This is a genomic window from Algoriphagus sp. (assembly GCF_030694375.1).
Taxonomy (GTDB): Bacteria; Bacteroidota; Bacteroidia; order Cytophagales; family Cyclobacteriaceae; genus Algoriphagus.
This window is the reverse complement of the sequence record NZ_JAUXYL010000046.1, coordinates 156,799-174,380: the sequence shown is the minus strand read 5'-3', so window position 1 is coordinate 174,380 and position 17,582 is coordinate 156,799. Positions and strand designations below refer to the sequence as shown.

The 17,582-nt window shown below is 44.7% G+C and carries 8 protein-coding genes; 4 read left to right on the top strand and 4 right to left on the bottom strand.

Annotation, left to right across the window (positions count from 1 at the left end; genetic code table 11):
- Positions 1 to 46 precede the first annotated feature (46 nt).
- Both Q8M62_RS19470 and Q8M62_RS19465 read right to left on the bottom strand, forming a co-directional pair.
- Positions 47 to 1,678, bottom strand: a complete 1,632-nt coding sequence (locus Q8M62_RS19470) for a M28 family peptidase (RefSeq protein WP_304900371.1) — start codon at positions 1,676 to 1,678, stop codon at positions 47 to 49.
- 53 nt (positions 1,679 to 1,731) lie between these two features.
- The gene (locus tag Q8M62_RS19465) at positions 1,732 to 4,989 is read right to left on the bottom strand and encodes a S41 family peptidase (protein WP_304900370.1); all 3,258 of its coding nucleotides are present in this window, start codon (positions 4,987 to 4,989) and stop codon (positions 1,732 to 1,734) included.
- A gap of 253 nt (positions 4,990 to 5,242) precedes the next feature.
- Here Q8M62_RS19465 and Q8M62_RS19460 point away from each other — a divergent pair, with 253 nt between their 5' ends.
- The 4 genes from Q8M62_RS19460 (at position 5,243) to glgP (ending at position 12,444) form a co-directional block, all read left to right on the top strand.
- Positions 5,243 to 8,458 (top strand): ATP-binding protein, encoded by a 3,216-nt coding sequence (locus Q8M62_RS19460; protein ID WP_304900369.1) that lies wholly within the window; start codon positions 5,243 to 5,245, stop codon positions 8,456 to 8,458.
- A 114-nt stretch (positions 8,459 to 8,572) separates the two neighbouring features.
- On the top strand, positions 8,573 to 10,237 hold the full coding sequence (locus Q8M62_RS19455; protein ID WP_304900368.1) for a carboxylesterase/lipase family protein: 1,665 nt from the start codon (positions 8,573 to 8,575) through the stop codon (positions 10,235 to 10,237).
- A gap of 92 nt (positions 10,238 to 10,329) precedes the next feature.
- Complete coding sequence (locus Q8M62_RS19450; RefSeq protein ID WP_304900367.1) at positions 10,330 to 10,704, top strand: hypothetical protein; 375 nt, start codon at positions 10,330 to 10,332, stop codon at positions 10,702 to 10,704.
- An 81-nt stretch (positions 10,705 to 10,785) separates the two neighbouring features.
- The gene (gene glgP / locus Q8M62_RS19445) at positions 10,786 to 12,444 is read left to right on the top strand and encodes an alpha-glucan family phosphorylase (protein WP_304900366.1); all 1,659 of its coding nucleotides are present in this window, start codon (positions 10,786 to 10,788) and stop codon (positions 12,442 to 12,444) included.
- Between the two features lie 105 nt (positions 12,445 to 12,549).
- Here the strand turns inward: glgP and Q8M62_RS19440 are convergent, their stop codons facing one another.
- Both Q8M62_RS19440 and Q8M62_RS19435 read right to left on the bottom strand, forming a co-directional pair.
- Complete coding sequence (locus Q8M62_RS19440; protein ID WP_304900365.1) at positions 12,550 to 14,223, bottom strand: PQQ-dependent sugar dehydrogenase; 1,674 nt, start codon at positions 14,221 to 14,223, stop codon at positions 12,550 to 12,552.
- A 361-nt stretch (positions 14,224 to 14,584) separates the two neighbouring features.
- Positions 14,585 to 17,275 carry an HAD-IC family P-type ATPase gene (locus Q8M62_RS19435; RefSeq protein WP_304900364.1) on the bottom strand — a complete coding sequence of 897 codons (2,691 nt, stop codon included), beginning with the start codon at positions 17,273 to 17,275 and terminating at the stop codon, positions 14,585 to 14,587.
- Positions 17,276 to 17,582 lie beyond the last annotated feature (307 nt).

Sequence of the window (17,582 nt, the reverse complement as noted above, 5' to 3'; positions counted from 1 at the left end):
GAAGAGCTTCACAATTCATGTGGGCATTCTTCCCGGTTTACTTGTTTTAATTGCTTCCCATCCCAAACAAATCGCCAGGATTCCAACGGGGCTTTTCCAGCGTATTGGCAATCGAATAGCTGATCAGGAAATTAAGCTGCACATACGTTTTGGCAGCAGTGAAATCGAAAATCCCGTCCATCCCATCTGCAGCACGGTGGTAGTATTTGGCTCTCCATTCCTTGATAAATGCATCCATATCAAATCCCGGTACATTGCTTTTGTTGCCGTACTTGATATGCAATGCCGGAATCCCGCTTACTACAAAACTATACTGATCGCTTCGCACGAACCGGTTTTGCTCCGGTTCAGGATCTTTTTCCACTTCTAATCCAAGATAATCCGCAGCAAATTTCACATTCCCCATGATGCTGGAATGCTCTGCACCCAAGGGCACAATGGAAAGTAATGGTGCGATGACAGTTGGCATGTCGGTATTCACATTGGCAACGATGGAAGATTTCGGCACTGTAGGATTTGCCGCAAAATAGGAGGACCCCACCAAACCCATCTCCTCTGCGGTGACCATCACGATCAGCACCGAGCGCTTGGGTTTTGCATTACCATTCTTATACACTCTGCCGATTTCAAGGAGTGAAGCTACCCCTGAGGCATTGTCATGCGCCCCGTTATAGATCGAATCGCCGTTTTCTGGCCTTCCGATTCCCACGTGATCGAGGTGAGCGGAATGCACTACATACTCACTCTTCAGCCTTGGATCCGAACCCGGTATCAGGCCGACTACATTGTGGCTGTCAAACTCACTGTGCGTATTGGTATAACCGGCCGAAAAGGTAAAGGGAAGCTCAAAAGAGGAATTCTTTCTGGACTTAATATCAACTAAAACTTGGTCCAAATTTTTGCCTGAATTCAGAAAAAGACCTGTCAGGAATGATTTGCTTCCAGTGAGTGCAAAGCCCAGATTCCCTACGAAACCCCGTCCATAAGCAGTCGTTTTCTCCGGGTTCAGTGCCACATTGGATTGAAGCGTCGGATTGGGGTTGGTAAATGGTACTGCAGGATTAACCAAAATCGCACCAGTAGCCCCTTTGGCAAATGCCGTATTCATTTTATTCCCCGGACTGGAAAAGTGAGAAATCAGGGTGGAAGCGGGAATTCCATCCGGCACACCCGCAACCATTACCACAACTTTACCCTTCACATTCACGCCATCATAATCCGAATATAGTCCCGGTATATCCACGCCATATCCCACAAAAACCAGGGATCCTTCACCTGAAGCCTTTTCTGACATTGGATGAGGATAAGGCAAGAAATCTGTGGCAAAAAGCAGGGAATGTTCATTTCCGTTTTTGTCTTTCAAAGTAGCCACAGCTGTAGCATTATTCACCACAGACTTTCTCAAAATCAGCTTTTGAGTGTATTGTCCTGGGTCTCCTCCGGGTTGGATGCCGATTTTTTTGAATTGATCGACCACATAATCCACTGCCATCTGATAGCCTTCCGTTCCGGGCATTCGCCCTTTCAGCTTGTCATCTGCAAGGTACGCGATGTGGTTTCGGATGGTGACCGTATCAGTCTGACTCATGGCTCGTTTTACAGAGCCAGGGATGGGGATTTTTTGGGAAAAAGCCTGAAAAGAGATCAGGATTAGAAGTAAAGAAAGGTATTTTTTCATAGTTATAGATTTATTTCTTTGCCGTGGTCAGTGTCTCCACTGACCACAAAATATCAATTCTTTCCATTCTTAAAACTCTTATCCGGATAAGCCGGAGCTTGAGGGACAGCTCTTGGATCAGCTTTAATCAATGCTTTCAAATGCTCAATCGCCGCATCCAATTGTGCGTCACCACCGTCAAATGTTGCCTTAGGCATATTGATCACTTCGATGTCAGGGATAAAGCCGACGCCTTCGATCAGCCATTCGCCTTCTTCGCCGTACACACCATTCATCGGCGCACGAGCCACGCCGTTATCCGTCAGTGTATTCACCCCTGAAAGCCATACTTCCCCGCCCCAAGTTCGGGCACCGATGGCTTGACCCATATCAAGTCTTCGGAAGCCTTCGGCAAAAGCTTCTCCATCCGAAGCGGTAAACTCATCCACAAGCAAGACCAAATGTCCTCGGAAGGCATAAGGCATGTTCCAATACGGTTCGCCCGTTCTGCTTTTCCAGTAGAAAAAGACTTCCCGCATCAACTTTTCAAGAATGAAGGAATCAATATTCCCTCCACGGTTTTGGCGGACATCGATCACGAGGCCGGACTTTTTAAACTGTGGATAAAAATCCCGATACCATTGATTGATGTCCGATGCAGTCATTGCTCTGAGGTGGACATAGCCAATATCGCCATCAGATTTCTCCTCTGCAATCAAGCGTCGGGTATATTCCCATTCATTGTACCGAAGATTGGATTCCTGTTGGGAAGTCATTGGGATAATGATCCGATCGCCTTTGTCCGCTCCAGCAGAACTCAGGACTTTGATTCGGACTTGCTTATTGGCTTTGTCTCTCAACAAATACAGCAAATCCGGCGCATCCATCACGGAAACTCCGTCGATATGCGTAATCACATCACCTATGGAGACATTCAGATCAGGATGTGAAAGCGGTGACATCTCGTCCGGATAATCCGGGTCGCTTTTGAAAATATGGTCGATGGCATAACCTCTCAGTTTTTCATTTCTGGAAAACTTCCCTCCCAACATTCCAAACTGGATCCTATCATCCCCTTCACGCAAATCTCCTCCACCCACAGAAGTATGAAGGACACTCAATTCTCCGATCAGTTCACCCATCACGTCGGATAGCTCCCGACGGGTAGTCACTCGATCCACCAAAGGCAAATACTTTTTGTACATCGCATCCCAATCTACGCCGTGCATATTGCGGTCGTAGAAGTAGTCCCGTTCCATTCTCCAGGCATCGGTATAGATCTGCTTCCAGTCCTCTCTTGGATCTACAGAAAACTTCCAGCCACTCAGATTTAGCTGATTTTTGGAAAGATCAGAAACCGGAGAAGTGCCCAGTTCCACTACGTAATGATTTGATCCTTGGCGAAGTACGGCGAACTTGTTATTCAGCGAGGTGACAAAACTGTTAACCTTGTCCGCAAAGACCTTTTGCTCGGCCTTCTCATCGATTGGAGTCATCATCAAAGCAGGATTGTCCTCGTTGGACGCTCCTCCACCATTGTATATGCCCATTCCTGGGCCGACTCGGTGATAGTAAAGTGCCTTGTCCGTCACCACCAGATTTTTATAATTTCCGGCGGGAATCGGAACTTCTCGCACACGCTCCATCAGTCCATCTTCATCGATTGAAACAAGCACTGCTCCCTCAGACTTTTTTTCTTCGGCAGGCTTCAGCTCGTTTTTGGGTTGGAAAGGAGAAACCAAGCCTTTTTTCAAACCCACCTGATAGATTTTGATCTGTTTTTCCCAGAAGGGTTCCGGCTGTCGGGTACCCCAAGGCGAACCGATACGAGATTCAAAATTCCGATCCGACATGAAATAAATCCACTTGCCGTCGGGGCTCCATTGGGGGTTCATGCTATTGGTGCGATCGGAAGTAAGAGGAATTCGCTTGCCTGTTTCGGAATTGAAAATAAAGAGCTGCATAAAGGTATTAGAAGCCGCCTGACCGAATGCCAGCCACTTGCTATCAGGCGACCAAGCCATAGCACCGCTAATGTCTTCATCGGATGCGTTGGCTTTTACCTTTTTGCCAGAGGCGAGATCCTGAATCCAGAGTTCATTGTTCAGGTCATAGTAAGCCAGCTTTTTCCCATCGGGGGAAGGCAAAAGTCCGAATCTTAGAGTTTTACCATCCGAAGTGAGCTTTTTCCCCTGATCCAATCCCATACCCGAATATTGATGAATCTCAAATTCTCCACTTTCGTCCGAGAAAGTCAGGATGTCTTTTCCGTCAGGAGAAAAAACCGCATCCCGATAGCGTACGCCATCTTTTTGGCTGAGACGAAGCTGCCTTCCTTGCTTGGCAGGAAAGACAAACACCCGTCCTCGCGCGGTTAAAGCCACTTTTTCTCCGTCATTGGTCACGGAGATGTTGGTCACGTAGCTGCCTAGATTGTCAATCCAATACTCTCTCAATTGATCAAAATCAGAAGTCAGGCTGACCGCCAGTTTCTTTTCCTGAGCGCTGGATAAATCATGCACATACAAATCTGCTCCAGATCGATACACCAGATTAGTTCCGTGAAGAGCAAGTTCTCGCACATCGTAACTAGACTGCTTAGTATGCTGCTTCAGGTCCAAGCCATTTTCACTCATGGACCAGACATTTTGAATCCCGTCTCGGGAAGAAAGAAAATAAATCCGGCCATTGTGATGAACCGGATGATGGTCTTCCCCTTTGTACTCATTGGTCAGTTTGACGGCTTCCGCTTGGCCTGAAGTGAATTTCCAAAGCTGACGGGCTGTACCCCCTTCATAGCGCTTGGTGACATTATTGTGAAAAGTGGGCCGCACAAAATAATAGGTATCACCGCTGGAGTTAAAGCTTCCCTCGGCAGCCATTTCCAGAGGAATGATGCTTTTGTTTCCGTTTTCGATATTGATCACGACGGTATTCAGTCGGGGAAGGGTAGCATACTGATTGGTCACGTATGCGACTTCTGTGATAGATTTCCAATCCGTCGGGATAGAAGCTGCGGGTTCGTAAGTCAATCTTCTCGGCAATCCTCCGGTGATCGGAATGAGGTACACTTCGGTTGGGCCTTCGTAGGTAGCTGCATAGGCCACCCAGTTGCCATCGGGAGAAATTTTTGGAGAGCTTTCTTCTCCAGCATGCGTGGTCAGCCGAATCGCTTCGCCACCATTTAAGGAAGTTTTCCACAGATCCCCTTCCGCCACAAAGACGACGGTATTTCCATGGACATCCGGGTGCATAAAATAGCCTGGAGTGGTTTGGCTGATTCCGATGAGGGGCAAAACCAGACCGAGAATAAGTGTTAAGAGTTTTTTCATAAAATATGGACTTAGGGTCATTCTGAGAAAAGGGAAATTTAGTAAAAATCGGAAGGCTTTTGTTCTTCTATTATTTGAGGACTACAAACCAAAATTTATTTGGCGAAATAGTTTTTTTACAATACTTTCCTAAGAAATAGTATCAAGTAATAGTCATAATCGAAAACACCAATTGCATTCTTAAGCGGTTTTATCGATTAGAATCCAAATACTCCAGAGAACTGAATTCGAATAATCCCAAATAAGAGTTCCCATGACCCAATTTAACAGATCGAGAAATTTTCTTTTTGTATCAGTCTTCCTTTTAATCTTTTCGAATCTAGTACCGAAAATTTCCCTCGCTCAGTCTGTCTTAGAACAAATCGGAAGGCTGCCGGTCACTACCTACACTCCTGAAGAGTACGAAGGGGCTCCACAGGTTTGGACAGCAATACAGAGTAAGGAGGGGCTGATGTATTTTGGAACCAGCAGAGGCCTGCACGAATACGATGGGGTTTCCTGGCGATCAATTTTTGGTAGAAATTCCATTGAAGGGGCCCGCAGCCTTGCAAAAGACGCCCAAGGAAGGATTTTTTATGGCGGGCGAAATTTTGGGTATTTGATGTCCAATCCAAAGGGAGAAATGCATGCCGTCTCTTTACTCCATCTGATTCCGGAAGAAATTCGGTCTGGAATAGATATTTTTTCAATCAATTTCTTGGGTAAGTATCTATTTCTCCAAACCCGGGTGGATCTCATCAGAATCGAATTAGCGGAAGATTTTTCTCTGAAATCCCTGAAGACCTGGCCTGCTGAGACTACTTTTTCTTATGCTTTTGTGCAGGAATCCGATATTTTTATCTATCAGAATGAGCGGGGTCTGTTCCGATTAATGGGGGAGGAGATTAAGCTTGTCCCCGGAACAGAAATCTTGGGAAAGGATCGGTTCAGGATCATGCTTCCCTATCCAAGTGAAGGAGGAAAAACATTTCTATTGGGAGGCTTCTCTACTGGATTCTACCTATTCGATGGCATATCTGTCAGTAAATTTCCCACCCAAGTTGACCAATTGATCAAAGAAGGGGCTGGACTCTTGTACCACGCACTTCCCTATCAGGGGAATTACATCCTTTCTTTTGCCGGATCGGGCATTGTTATGATGAGTCCAAAGGGAGAAATTCTCAATAGAATCGGAACGGGACAGGGTCTACCTTCTGATGTTGTCTATGGTGTTTATTTGGATCAAAATCAGGGACTTTGGTCCATAACTGAGGATGGAATCGCTAGAATAACCATTAACTCCCCAATCCAAACCTTTGGAAAAGAACTTGGGATCACTTCACGGGTACTATCTATCCAAAAGCAAAGGGGAAGGTTCTTTTTAGGGACAACAAATGGCCTGGTTAGGTTTGATACAATAAGCAACACCTTTCAATCTGTACAAGGGATCAGCTCCAATCAAATTTTTGATTTGACTATTGACGGGGAGGACTTGATCGTGCCTAGTAATGAGTTGATAGTTTACCGTAATGGTAAATCGATCCGATTGAATTTTCCTAAAGATGGAAGCAGTCCGATGACCTTAATTATTCCAAAGAATCACCCCAACCTCCTCCTTGTGGGAACTACTAAAGGGTTGCTACTTTACGAAAGGGGGCTTTCCAAAGAATTTCCATGGGAATTGAAAGGGAAAGTCCCGGGAATAGACGAGATCCAATCCGTTTTTTTTGAAGGAAAGGATGGGACAATTTTTACCGGTGGGTCAGGAAAATTTTATGCCCTAGGTATAAAAATAGGCGGATTAGAATCCGTAGGAACTGAATCCCTTAAATCAAAGGTATTTGAATTCTCAAATTCGGATTCTTTTTCCCTAATCGATGGAGAATTTTATGTAAAAAATTCCGAAGGCATGCAAAAGTTTTCGGAGACAGAACAAAACTTTTTTCCAACCGAGGATTTCAAGGCGGTAGAATCAGAACTGCTGGATTTTAGCCAAGACAAATCCGGGATCACCTGGTATGAAACAAAAGAAGGAAAGAAATATATCCTTAAGCGGAACAAGGAGGGGAAATTTGTGAAAGACGAAAGCCCCAATTCTATTTCTCCTTATTTGTCTTATTATGATTTTTTAGATGAGGACAGCATTATGTGGTTTGGCAATCAAAAAGGTCTGGTTCGCTATGACCCGAAGAAAGACAATCAGGATGATAAGGAATTCTTCACCCTGATCCGAAGAATCGAAACCAAAACCGATACGATCCCTTTGCCCCAATACGGAGGAAACAAGCGGATCGCTCCCTTCGAAAGAAAGGACAATTCCTATCGCTTTGAGTTTGCCGCTCCCTATTTCGAAGACGAAAAGAAGACAAAATATCAAACTTACCTCGAAGGATTTGATCCGGATTGGGTGGACTGGAATGACAACAAATTCAAGGAATACACCAACCTACCTGCCGGAACTTATACCTTCAGGGTGAGAGCTCAAGCTTTTACCGGGAGAGTAAGCGAAGAAGCAAGCTATTCCTTTGTGGTATTGGCTCCTTGGTACGCTACTTGGTGGGCGTATTTGATCTATGTCTTGCTAATTGGTGCTGTGATTACCGGCATTGTTAAATGGCGTTCCCAAAAACTCAAAGCAGAAAATCGTCTTTTGGAAGAAAAAGTGCATGAACGAACCCTCCAATTGGAAAAATCCATCACAGACCTGAAATCCACCCAAGCCCAACTTATTCAATCCGAAAAGATGGCTTCGCTCGGAGAACTCACCGCCGGTATCGCCCATGAGATCCAGAATCCGCTCAATTTTGTCAATAACTTCGCTGAACTCAGTGTAGAACTGATCGACGAAATGAATGAGGAGATCGAAAATGGTGACCTTGAAGAAGTAAAAGAAATAGCCACAGACCTAAGGGAAAACCTCAACAAAATCAACCACCATGGCAAGCGAGCCGGTTCCATCGTCAGAGGAATGCTCGCTCATAGTAGGAAAAGTTCGACCGACAAAGAGGAAACAGACCTCAATGCCCTAGCCGACGAATGTCTGCGACTCAGCTTCCATGGACTGAGAGCAAAGGACAAAAGCTTTTCGGCTGATTTTAAAACAGATTTTGACCCTACAATTCCAAAAATCAATGTCGTTTCCCAAGATATTGGACGTGTCATCCTTAACCTGATCAATAATGCCTTCTATGCGGTCAGAGAAAAAGCCAAATCAGCCCCTTCAGATTTCAAACCGGAGGTAATTGTCCAAACCCGCCATGAGGATAACCACATCACCGTTATGGTCCATGACAATGGACAGGGTATTCCCGAGTCCATCCAGGAAAAAATCCTGCAGCCTTTCTTCACCACCAAACCTGCCGGAGAAGGAACCGGGCTTGGGTTGTCCTTGAGTTACGACATCATCAAAGCACATGGAGGTGAGCTGAAACTTGAATCGGAAGTGGGAAAAGGAACGACTTTCAGCATGGTACTTCCTATGGATTCTTGATATGCGTCAGATTTCCGGTTTCAACTCCTTAAAAATCAATTTTAACGGATAGGATTTTTCATTCTATATTCTCAACTTGAGACAATAGAAATTGATACTAAACCCTTTCAAACCATGAAAAATAACCGACGCGACTTTTTACAAAAAATAGGACTGGGTACGGCAGGTATTGCAGCTGTGCCTTTTGCAAGTCATGCAAGTATAAATCCCAAATCTCAATCCGATGCAGAGGACGATCAATACCTCCACATCGGAGATGACATTGCTGTAGCTGATACATCCTATGGAAAAATCCAAGGCTATATCCTGAATGGCGTCTATACCTTTTTGGGAGTACCCTATGGGGCAGACACTGCCGGAAAAAACCGGTTTATGCCTCCACAGAAACCTACGCCTTGGACAGATATCAAGCCGACAATTTGGTGGGGAAATACCGCACCACAGAACATGGATCGGCGCTATGCAAATCCGCATGCTTCATTTGCGGACCATTGGAACTATGATGATGTCTCCGAAGACTGCCTGAAGCTCAATGTCTGGACACCCGCGCTTGCCGACGGGAAAAAACGTCCCGTGATGGTTTGGCTTCACGGAGGTGGATTCACTAATGGCAATGGAATTGAACAGGATGGCTACCATGGAGAAAATTTCTCCAGAAATGGGGATGTGGTATTTGTCTCGATCAATCATCGGCTTGGCCCGATCGGCTTCACCGATTTGTCCGGAGTAGGAGGGGCCAAGTACGCTTCCTCCGGCAATGTCAGTCAACTCGACATCATCGCTTCGCTGGAGTGGGTTCGCGACAATATCGCCAACTTCGGAGGTGACCCGGGCAATGTCACCATCATGGGCCAATCCGGAGGAGGGGCAAAAGTAACCTGTACCATGGCCATGCCAGCATCCAAAGGATTGGTACACAAAGGTGTCGCACTGAGCGGGTCCATGCTCAAAGCCAATGACCAGGAATACAGCAGAAAGCTTGGACAATTTGTGTTGGAAGCAGCAGGACTGACAGCAGGAGAGGTGGACAAACTACAGGAAATACCCTGGAGAGAGTACATCGACATTGCCGGAAAAGCTATGGACCGCATGCGAAAGGAAAATCCGCTTCCCGGATTCCGTGGAGGATTTGGCCCGGTAGCGGATGGAGTAAATGTGCCAAAGGGCGAGTTTTTCAGCAATCCAAACGATCATACCGCAGACATGCCTTTGATGATTTGCACCACCTTTCACGAGTGGGGTGCCACCCGTACCAATCCCAAACTCGAAGCTGCGGGAGAAGCGGAGATAATCGAAGCTATGAAGCAACGCTTTGGAGACAAATCCCCTGAAGTCTACCGAGCTTATGCAGCAAACTTCCCCGGCAAAAAACCGGCGGAAATCATGACTCTTGCAGCATCCAACCGTGCAAATGCCGTGGCTTGTGGTGATGCTAAAACCAAACAAAAAGCGCCTGTGTACATGGCTTGGTTTGGCTGGGAGCCTAATCTGTACAATGGCCGAATGCGGGCTTTTCACTGCATTGACATTTGCTTTTGGTTTGACAACACCGACCGGATGTACACACATACTGGAGGAGGCAAGCGTCCCCGAGCTCTTTCCGAGAAAATGTCAGCCTCACTTTTAGCCTTCATGAAAACCGGGAATCCTAATGCGGGAGTACTTCCAAATTGGCCGAAATTCACTGCCCAAAACGGTGAAACGATGGTCTTGAATGATCAAAGCGAGGTGAAAAATGATCCAGACAGAAATGCACGAAAGGCATTACCTATGAGCTAATTCTAAGTACTAAACTTGGGTAATTTGCGTTTGGAATTTGGAAAAGTAAGTGAGCTTTAGCTTCTTGGTTTCCAAATTCCAAACAATCCAAAATGATCCAAAAAAAACATTTACCAACCATCGCAATTGGTTTTGTGGTTGGGGCGATAGGCTACTGGACTGCTGATTTTTCGGAGGATGGTGAATTTGCCCGTGTAATCTATTCTATTTTGGGACCGGGCGCCTTTATTTGTTCTGTGGCCTCCTTTGCACTTCGTAAAAAATCTCCGGGGTTTATCGCATTGATGGTTAGCTTGGGCGTATTGCTTGGTATGCTCTCCAAAATATTCTATGACATTCTGCGAGACTCCTCTTCTCATGATATGTTACCATTTGAGCTACTATTGGGTTTGGTTATCGTATTGCCCGCTGCCTTTTTTGGTTCTTTTTTGGTTTGGGGAATCCACCAGCTTGCCGGAAAAGATTAACTTCTTTGAAGTCCATTTTAAATATTTAATGAAACTTTTTTGAGCAATTCATTTAACTTATCGCTCTCAAAATTTAAAACTATGACCACTTTTAGAAACTATAAAGTTCCTTACGAGCTTTCTCCGGCATATTCTAAATCCGTGGCTTATTTCTCGATGGAATTTGCCATACACCAACCCTTAAAAATCTACAGTGGGGGCTTGGGCTTTCTTTCCGGTTCTCATTTGCGAAGCGCTTATGAACTCAAACAAAACCTGATTGGAATCGGCATACTCTGGAAGTACGGCTATTACGATCAGGGTCGAAATCAAGACCAGACCCTGAAACCTGAGTGGTACGAAAAAACCTATAGCTTTTTGGAAGATACAGGGATCAAATTTACCGTTCCTGTTCATGATCAGCCGGTTTGGGTGAAAGCATGGTACCTTCCTCCGACGACTTTCAACAGTGCTCCACTTTTCCTGTTAAGCACTGACCTACCTGAAAATGACTACCTAAGCCAAACCATTACGCATCGATTATATGATGCAGACACGGCGGCCAAAATCGCCCAAATGATGATACTTGGACTGGGTGGTGCTAGGCTGATTGATGAGCTCAACTTCAATCCGGATGTCTATCATCTAAACGAGGCTCATGCGGTAAGCAGTGTTTTCTATCTGATGAAAAAATTTGGAAGTAAAGCCGAAGTTCAGAAACGACTAGTCTTCACGACTCACACTCCCGAGGAAGCCGGAAATGAAAAACACGACTTCTATCTCTGTGATAAAATGAGCTATTTCTTCGGACACTCTATAGCTGAAGTACGCCTTTTGACCGGAATAAATGGCGATCAGTTCAATCACAGCTTGGCCGCATTACGATTTGCCCGAAAGGCCAATGGAGTAAGTAAGCTTCACGGAGAGGTAAGCCGAAAAATGTGGGGACATTACCCTAACATCCCCGAAATTCAGTCCATCACTAATGCTCAAAACTGGAATTACTGGGCGGACAAGCAGCTTTTCAGATTTATGGAAGAAGCGGATAACATTGCTTTTGACGACCGCAAAAGATTCTTAAAAAAACGGGCCTTTGAAATTGTTGCCGATCAAACCGGAAAATTGCTTGATCCGGATATCCTCACTATCGTCTGGGCTAGAAGATTTGCAGCATACAAACGGCCCGAGATGATCACCCGGGATCTGCGGAGGTTTGATGCACTGATGCGTAATGCCGACCGACCTGTTCAAATCATCTGGGCAGGAAAACCCTATCCCATGGACTATGGTGCGATCAGCGTTTTCAATCAATTGGTTCATTTGAGTAAAAACTACAAAAATGTAGCCGTCTGCGTGGATTACGAGCTAACGCTGAGCAAACGACTCAAGCAAGCCTCTGACATCTGGCTGAACAATCCCCGAGTGCCTCGGGAAGCCTCTGGTACCAGCGGTATGACGGCATCTATGAACGGAGCAATTAACTTCAGTACTTATGATGGTTGGATTTGCGAATTTGCAAGACATGGTGAGAATTGTTTTATCATCCCACAGGTCGACTATCACAACCTGAGCATTCAAGATCAGGATCAGGAAGATCTGGACCACATGTTTGACATCCTCGAAAATCAGATCATCCCGATGTATTATGACAATAAGCGAAAGTGGAGAGATATGGTACAGGCCGGCATGCACGATGTACGCTTTGAATTCGAAAGCAATCGAATGGCAAAAGAGTACTATGAATTGATGTATTCAGAATAAAACATCCTCAATCAAAACAAAAAGTCCGGACAAAAACCCGGACTTTTTGTTTTAGCCTCCATTGAAATATACTTTATTGTCAAATCTGACTGGTATTTTCCAATTTCAGTTGTGCTTGATTTTATACACTTTTCCGTCCGCCTTGGACATGATGTAGACCTGACCGGCATGATCCAAACCAAACTTCAGATCAACACGATCACATCCGCATAATTCCTTCAGGCTCATTTCTTTTCCCTGATAAGTGATTCCCCAAGTTTGAACGGTGGGCTGTGATGACTCACTTAAATCTGCAAAAAAGAGCCTTCCTGAGGGAATGTCGCCGAAAACAAACTTCCCTTTCAAAGGTCCGTCAGGAATCGTGTATCCTCCTATTATTGCCACCGTTTCGTCATGTTCCAATTGGACAAGGGGATAAGTGATTCCAAACTTTTTATCATCCGCGGGTAGCGGATAAAGCGTTCTGAAACTTCCAAAAGGATTGATGGTGAAGGTGCCCTCCCGCACCGGCCAACCATAGAATTTACCTTCTTCTATGCGGTTGATTTCTTCAATGCTGTGCTGTCCTATATCTGTCGCATGGAGATTTCCCTTTGCGTCCCAAAACACCCGATTGGGGTTTCTGAAACCGTAGGCTATGATCTCACCTGCTTTGCCGGGAATTCCGGCAAAAGGATTGATTTTTGGAATTCCGTATTTTCCATTCACTCCATCCTTTCCGGCAGGATCAATCCTTAAAATACTGCTGTAAATTCCTGCCCCTTTATGGTTGGAGATTGCGGCAAAACGTTTTTCGGCAGTTCCTCCATCTCCATAGCCTATATAAAGTAATCCAAAATCAGGGTCCCCTTTTTTGGAATTTGGGTTGAAGGTAAGTTCCTGCATGCCGTGAGCTTGAGAAGCATTGTCAATTCGCAGGATCTCACGATCTGTACCTTTAAATACTGTGGCCGCGGGATTTTCGGCTTTCCATTCTGTGACTACCCATTGCATAAACACACTCAGGCTGTCGGTGAACCCAAAATCGGATTTTTGAGTACCGCCGGGCTCGGTGTGGGCCGTATAAAACAAGCCGTTGGTTTGAAATTCAGGATGGAAGGCAAAACTTCCAACTCCTGTCGCCCAACCCGGTTTGCTGACCATATCCGGACGGGCATTTACTACAGATAGATACAAGACTGGGTTTTGGTCTACTAATTCATAGAGTCCGATCCTTTGATCGTTGATCATCAAGCGCTGCGTTCCCGGAATCGCTTCCATTTTGGTCATTTTAGCCAAAGGAGAAACTCCATCAGAAGCCGGCAATTGCGCAAAAAACTCCAATTTCAGACGAATACCCGAGTCTTGAATTTTCTCAGGAATTAAGTTGGAGGTCGTATCACCGACGATTTCAAGTGGCAGGGTCTCAAAGGTATGAAGGTAGCTAAGAATCGCATCCAGATCCTGTTCGGTCAAATCCGGAAATCCCGGCATTTGGCTTTTAAATTTTGCCAGTAACTCCAGCGCCCTTTGATCTTTGGACTCAATGGCCTTTGCCGGGTTTTTGATAAATTCTTTGATCCATTCCGTTTCGATTTGACGGGTAAGTCCACTCAGATTGGGCCCGATAGCATCCTCGTTGAAATTGTGACAGGTGGAGCAATGCTTTTCAAAAAGCGCTTTTCCTATCAAAATTTGATTGGCATCGGTAGAAATTTCTCTTCCAAATTCTTGTTTCTCCGGTGTACAGGAGAAAATCAAAAAAAAACAAACACTCGAAACAAACAGGGCATTTTTCATCGATATCAAATTGGGCTTTGTGTGGATTGTGAAAAACTTAATCGGAAGGAATTTCGCAAAGTTTATAAACATTCCAGTGTGTGACGATTGAGTCGATCCAGTCTGCCTGAGGCAGACTGGATCGATTTCACCGATACTAAATTGGTGTTTTCATTTTCACAGAAAAACACCTTGAGGAATTCTTTAATGAATTTTTGCGGAATCCATTTCATAAGTCAAAAGTGGCTTCGCACCGGTCCCAAAAAATTTAGCCCGCTATTATCCTCAATTGCTACTCAATCCATACCCGGCAACAATAATCATAGACCATACTTCAGCATCGGGAATATTGAACCGGTTTTTCTAATCCAATTCTGGAAAATCATTTTTCAGACTCACTTTTACGATTAGTGTACAGCTTGAAAAGCTCCATTGCAATCAGGATTGGTATCGCCAAAAGAATCACATAAAACCATTCTTGAAGCGTAATTGGCTCAATCTTTAATGCCTTTTGCATAAAAGGTATCTGCATACTTAAGATATGAATCCCTTGCGCTGCAATTACTCCGATCACAAGAATCCAGTTTCTGTTTAATGGGATTTTAAAAATGGAAGTGGTTTCGGATCGGGAATTGAATGCATGGAAATTCTGCATGAAAACCATTAGCAATAAGGCTAAATCACGCGCATGATATTCGCTTATTTTTTGAATTTCGATGAGCCAGTACCAAAAGCCAAAAACAATAACTCCGATAGTAATGCTGGCTACTAGCGTCTGATTGATCATGACCGAGTTAAAGATTGTCTCGGTGGGTTTTCTCGGCTTTTTCTTCATTGCCCCTGGCTCCCCTCCCTCAAATGCCAAAGCTACGTCCTGTATTCCATTGGTCACTAGATTTAACCAAAGGAGCTGAACAGCCAACAAGGGAAGCGGTAAGCCGAACAGAATCGCAAGTAGGAATAAAAGTACTTCAGCTCCACCCGTAGAAATAAGTAGGAAAATCACCTTGCGGACATTGTCATAGGCAAACCTTCCTTCCTCAACACCTGCAACAATCGAGCTGAAGTTGTCATCGGTGACGATCATTGATCCCACCTCTTTGGCCACATCCGTACCACTTCCCATCGCCACTCCGATGTTCGCCCGCTTGAGAGCCGGAGCATCGTTGACGCCATCTCCCGTCACCGCCACAAACTCCCCCGCTTTGATCAAAACATCCACAATTTCCAATTTTTGGATCGGGCTCACCCGAGCAAAAACACTGGAATTGATAACCAATTTGTGGTACTCTTCGGATTCAGGAGAACCTGCATCAAGGAGCATTTGACCAGTAACAACCTGACTTCCGTCTACAGCAATACCTAGTTCTTTTGAAATATTAAAGGCAGTGGCAGGATGGTCTCCGGTAATCATTAATACTTTGATTCCTGCTTGTTTGCATTTTTTGATGGATTCTTTGGCTTCTGATCTTAATGGATCGATAAAACAAACCATCCCCAAAAAATGCAGTCTTGGAATATCCTCCACAGAATACGTATCCTTTTTTTCAAAGTTTAGTGCCAATCCTTCAGCAAAAGCCAATACTCTATAGCCCTTTGAGGCATAATTTTCTGCTTCTTTTACTTTCTGATCAATAAATTCTTGATCACAATGACAAAATCCCAGTATCGTTTCTAAAGCTCCTTTGGCTCCAAATCTGATTTCATCCTCTACGGTATAAAAAGCTCCGGAGAATTTTCTTTCGGATTCATAGGGAATGATTCCTCCTGTGTAATAGGACTGCTTCAATTCCTCCGGATCCCTGCCATGTTTGAATCCCAAGCCCAAAAGGGCTACATCCATTGCGTCCCCGTGATGAATCCAATTCGAGTCTTCTTTTCTCAAACCTCCCTCATTGGCCATAATCCCAACTCTGACCAATGCCTCTAAGGCTTGAGGATCCTCCTTTTCATTATTTTCCGCTTCTATTGCACCTTCTCCATTGTATCCTTCTCCAAGAACAGAATACCTATTCCCATTGTCCAAGAGGATTTTTTTTGCTGTCTGCTGATTGACGGTAAGTGTTCCTGTCTTATCACTTGCGATAATGGTGCAGCTACCGAGCGCTTCCACCGCATTAAGTCTTCTGACGATCACGTTTCTCTTAGCCATCCTTCTTGTTGCAATGGATAAGGCAACTGTAAGTGCAACCGGAAGACCTTCAGGAATGGCTGAAACAGCCAAAGCCACTACAAAAAAGAATATTGAGGCCCAATCCATCCCCTGCCAGTTCAGAATAAAAGCCATTATGAAACTCAAGCCCACGATGAAAAAAGTAATCTGCTTGATAAACTTCTCCATCCTAAGAATAAGCGGAGGTTTGGCAGAAGTTCCTTCTGCTACATTTTGAGCTATTTTTCCAACTTGTGTGGATATTCCTGTTTCAACCACCACTCCCTTGCCCCGGCCGGAGAGCACTGTTGCTCCGGCAAAAGCCATATTAATTCGCTCAGGGACAGTGATTTCCCGTTCAAGATTTCCCGCTTTCTTTTTTGACGGAAGAGATTCCCCAGTCAGAAAACTTTCATCTATTTCCAATGCTGAAGCTTCCCAAAGCCGGATATCCGCCGGCACTTTCATCCCAGACTCCAGGTAAACCAAATCACCCGGAACGAGATCTTCAGAGCTGACCGTTTTTATCTGTCCGCTTCTATGGACTTTGGCTTGGATTTTCATCAGTTGCTGAAGGGCTTGAGCACTTTTTTCGGCATTGTATTCCTGATAAGTACCCAATCCTGTATTGATCAGTATCACCAATAAAATGAAAATAGCATCCCCCCCTTCTCCGATAAGTATCGATGCCAAAGCCGCCAAAACCAAGATAAAAATCAAGGGATTCATGACTTGATGGAGAATGATCCGTGAAAGTGTTGTTTTGGCTGATTCAGGCAGCTTATTGGGGCCAAATTGACTTAATCGGGCTGAGGATTCTTCATTGGTAAGTCCCTTACCCGGAGTATCTAATAAGGAATAAATACTTTCCCAGGAGAGCGAATGCCAAGCATCTTCTTGTTTTACTTTTTGAATATCCATAGTTGAAGTAGTATCTAAAAATATCAAAAATTAGAATGCCCCGATTTTCAAATCAAAAGCTTTCAATCGGTAAAGTATAAAATATGCTTCCTAAAAAATATGACTTTTGCCCGCAATTGAAAAATACTAAACAAACTATCTGATAACACAGCTCAGGGTGTTGCGTTTTTTTCGCCCTGTATAAAAATCTTAGAGAACGGGCCTCAGCTTAGTAGATTCATATCCTTTTCTGCGAAGCGCTGTGGGGAAAATAGATGGCCTTTTATAAAAAAAAGTCCCCGATCAGACCGGGGACTTCAATACTAAA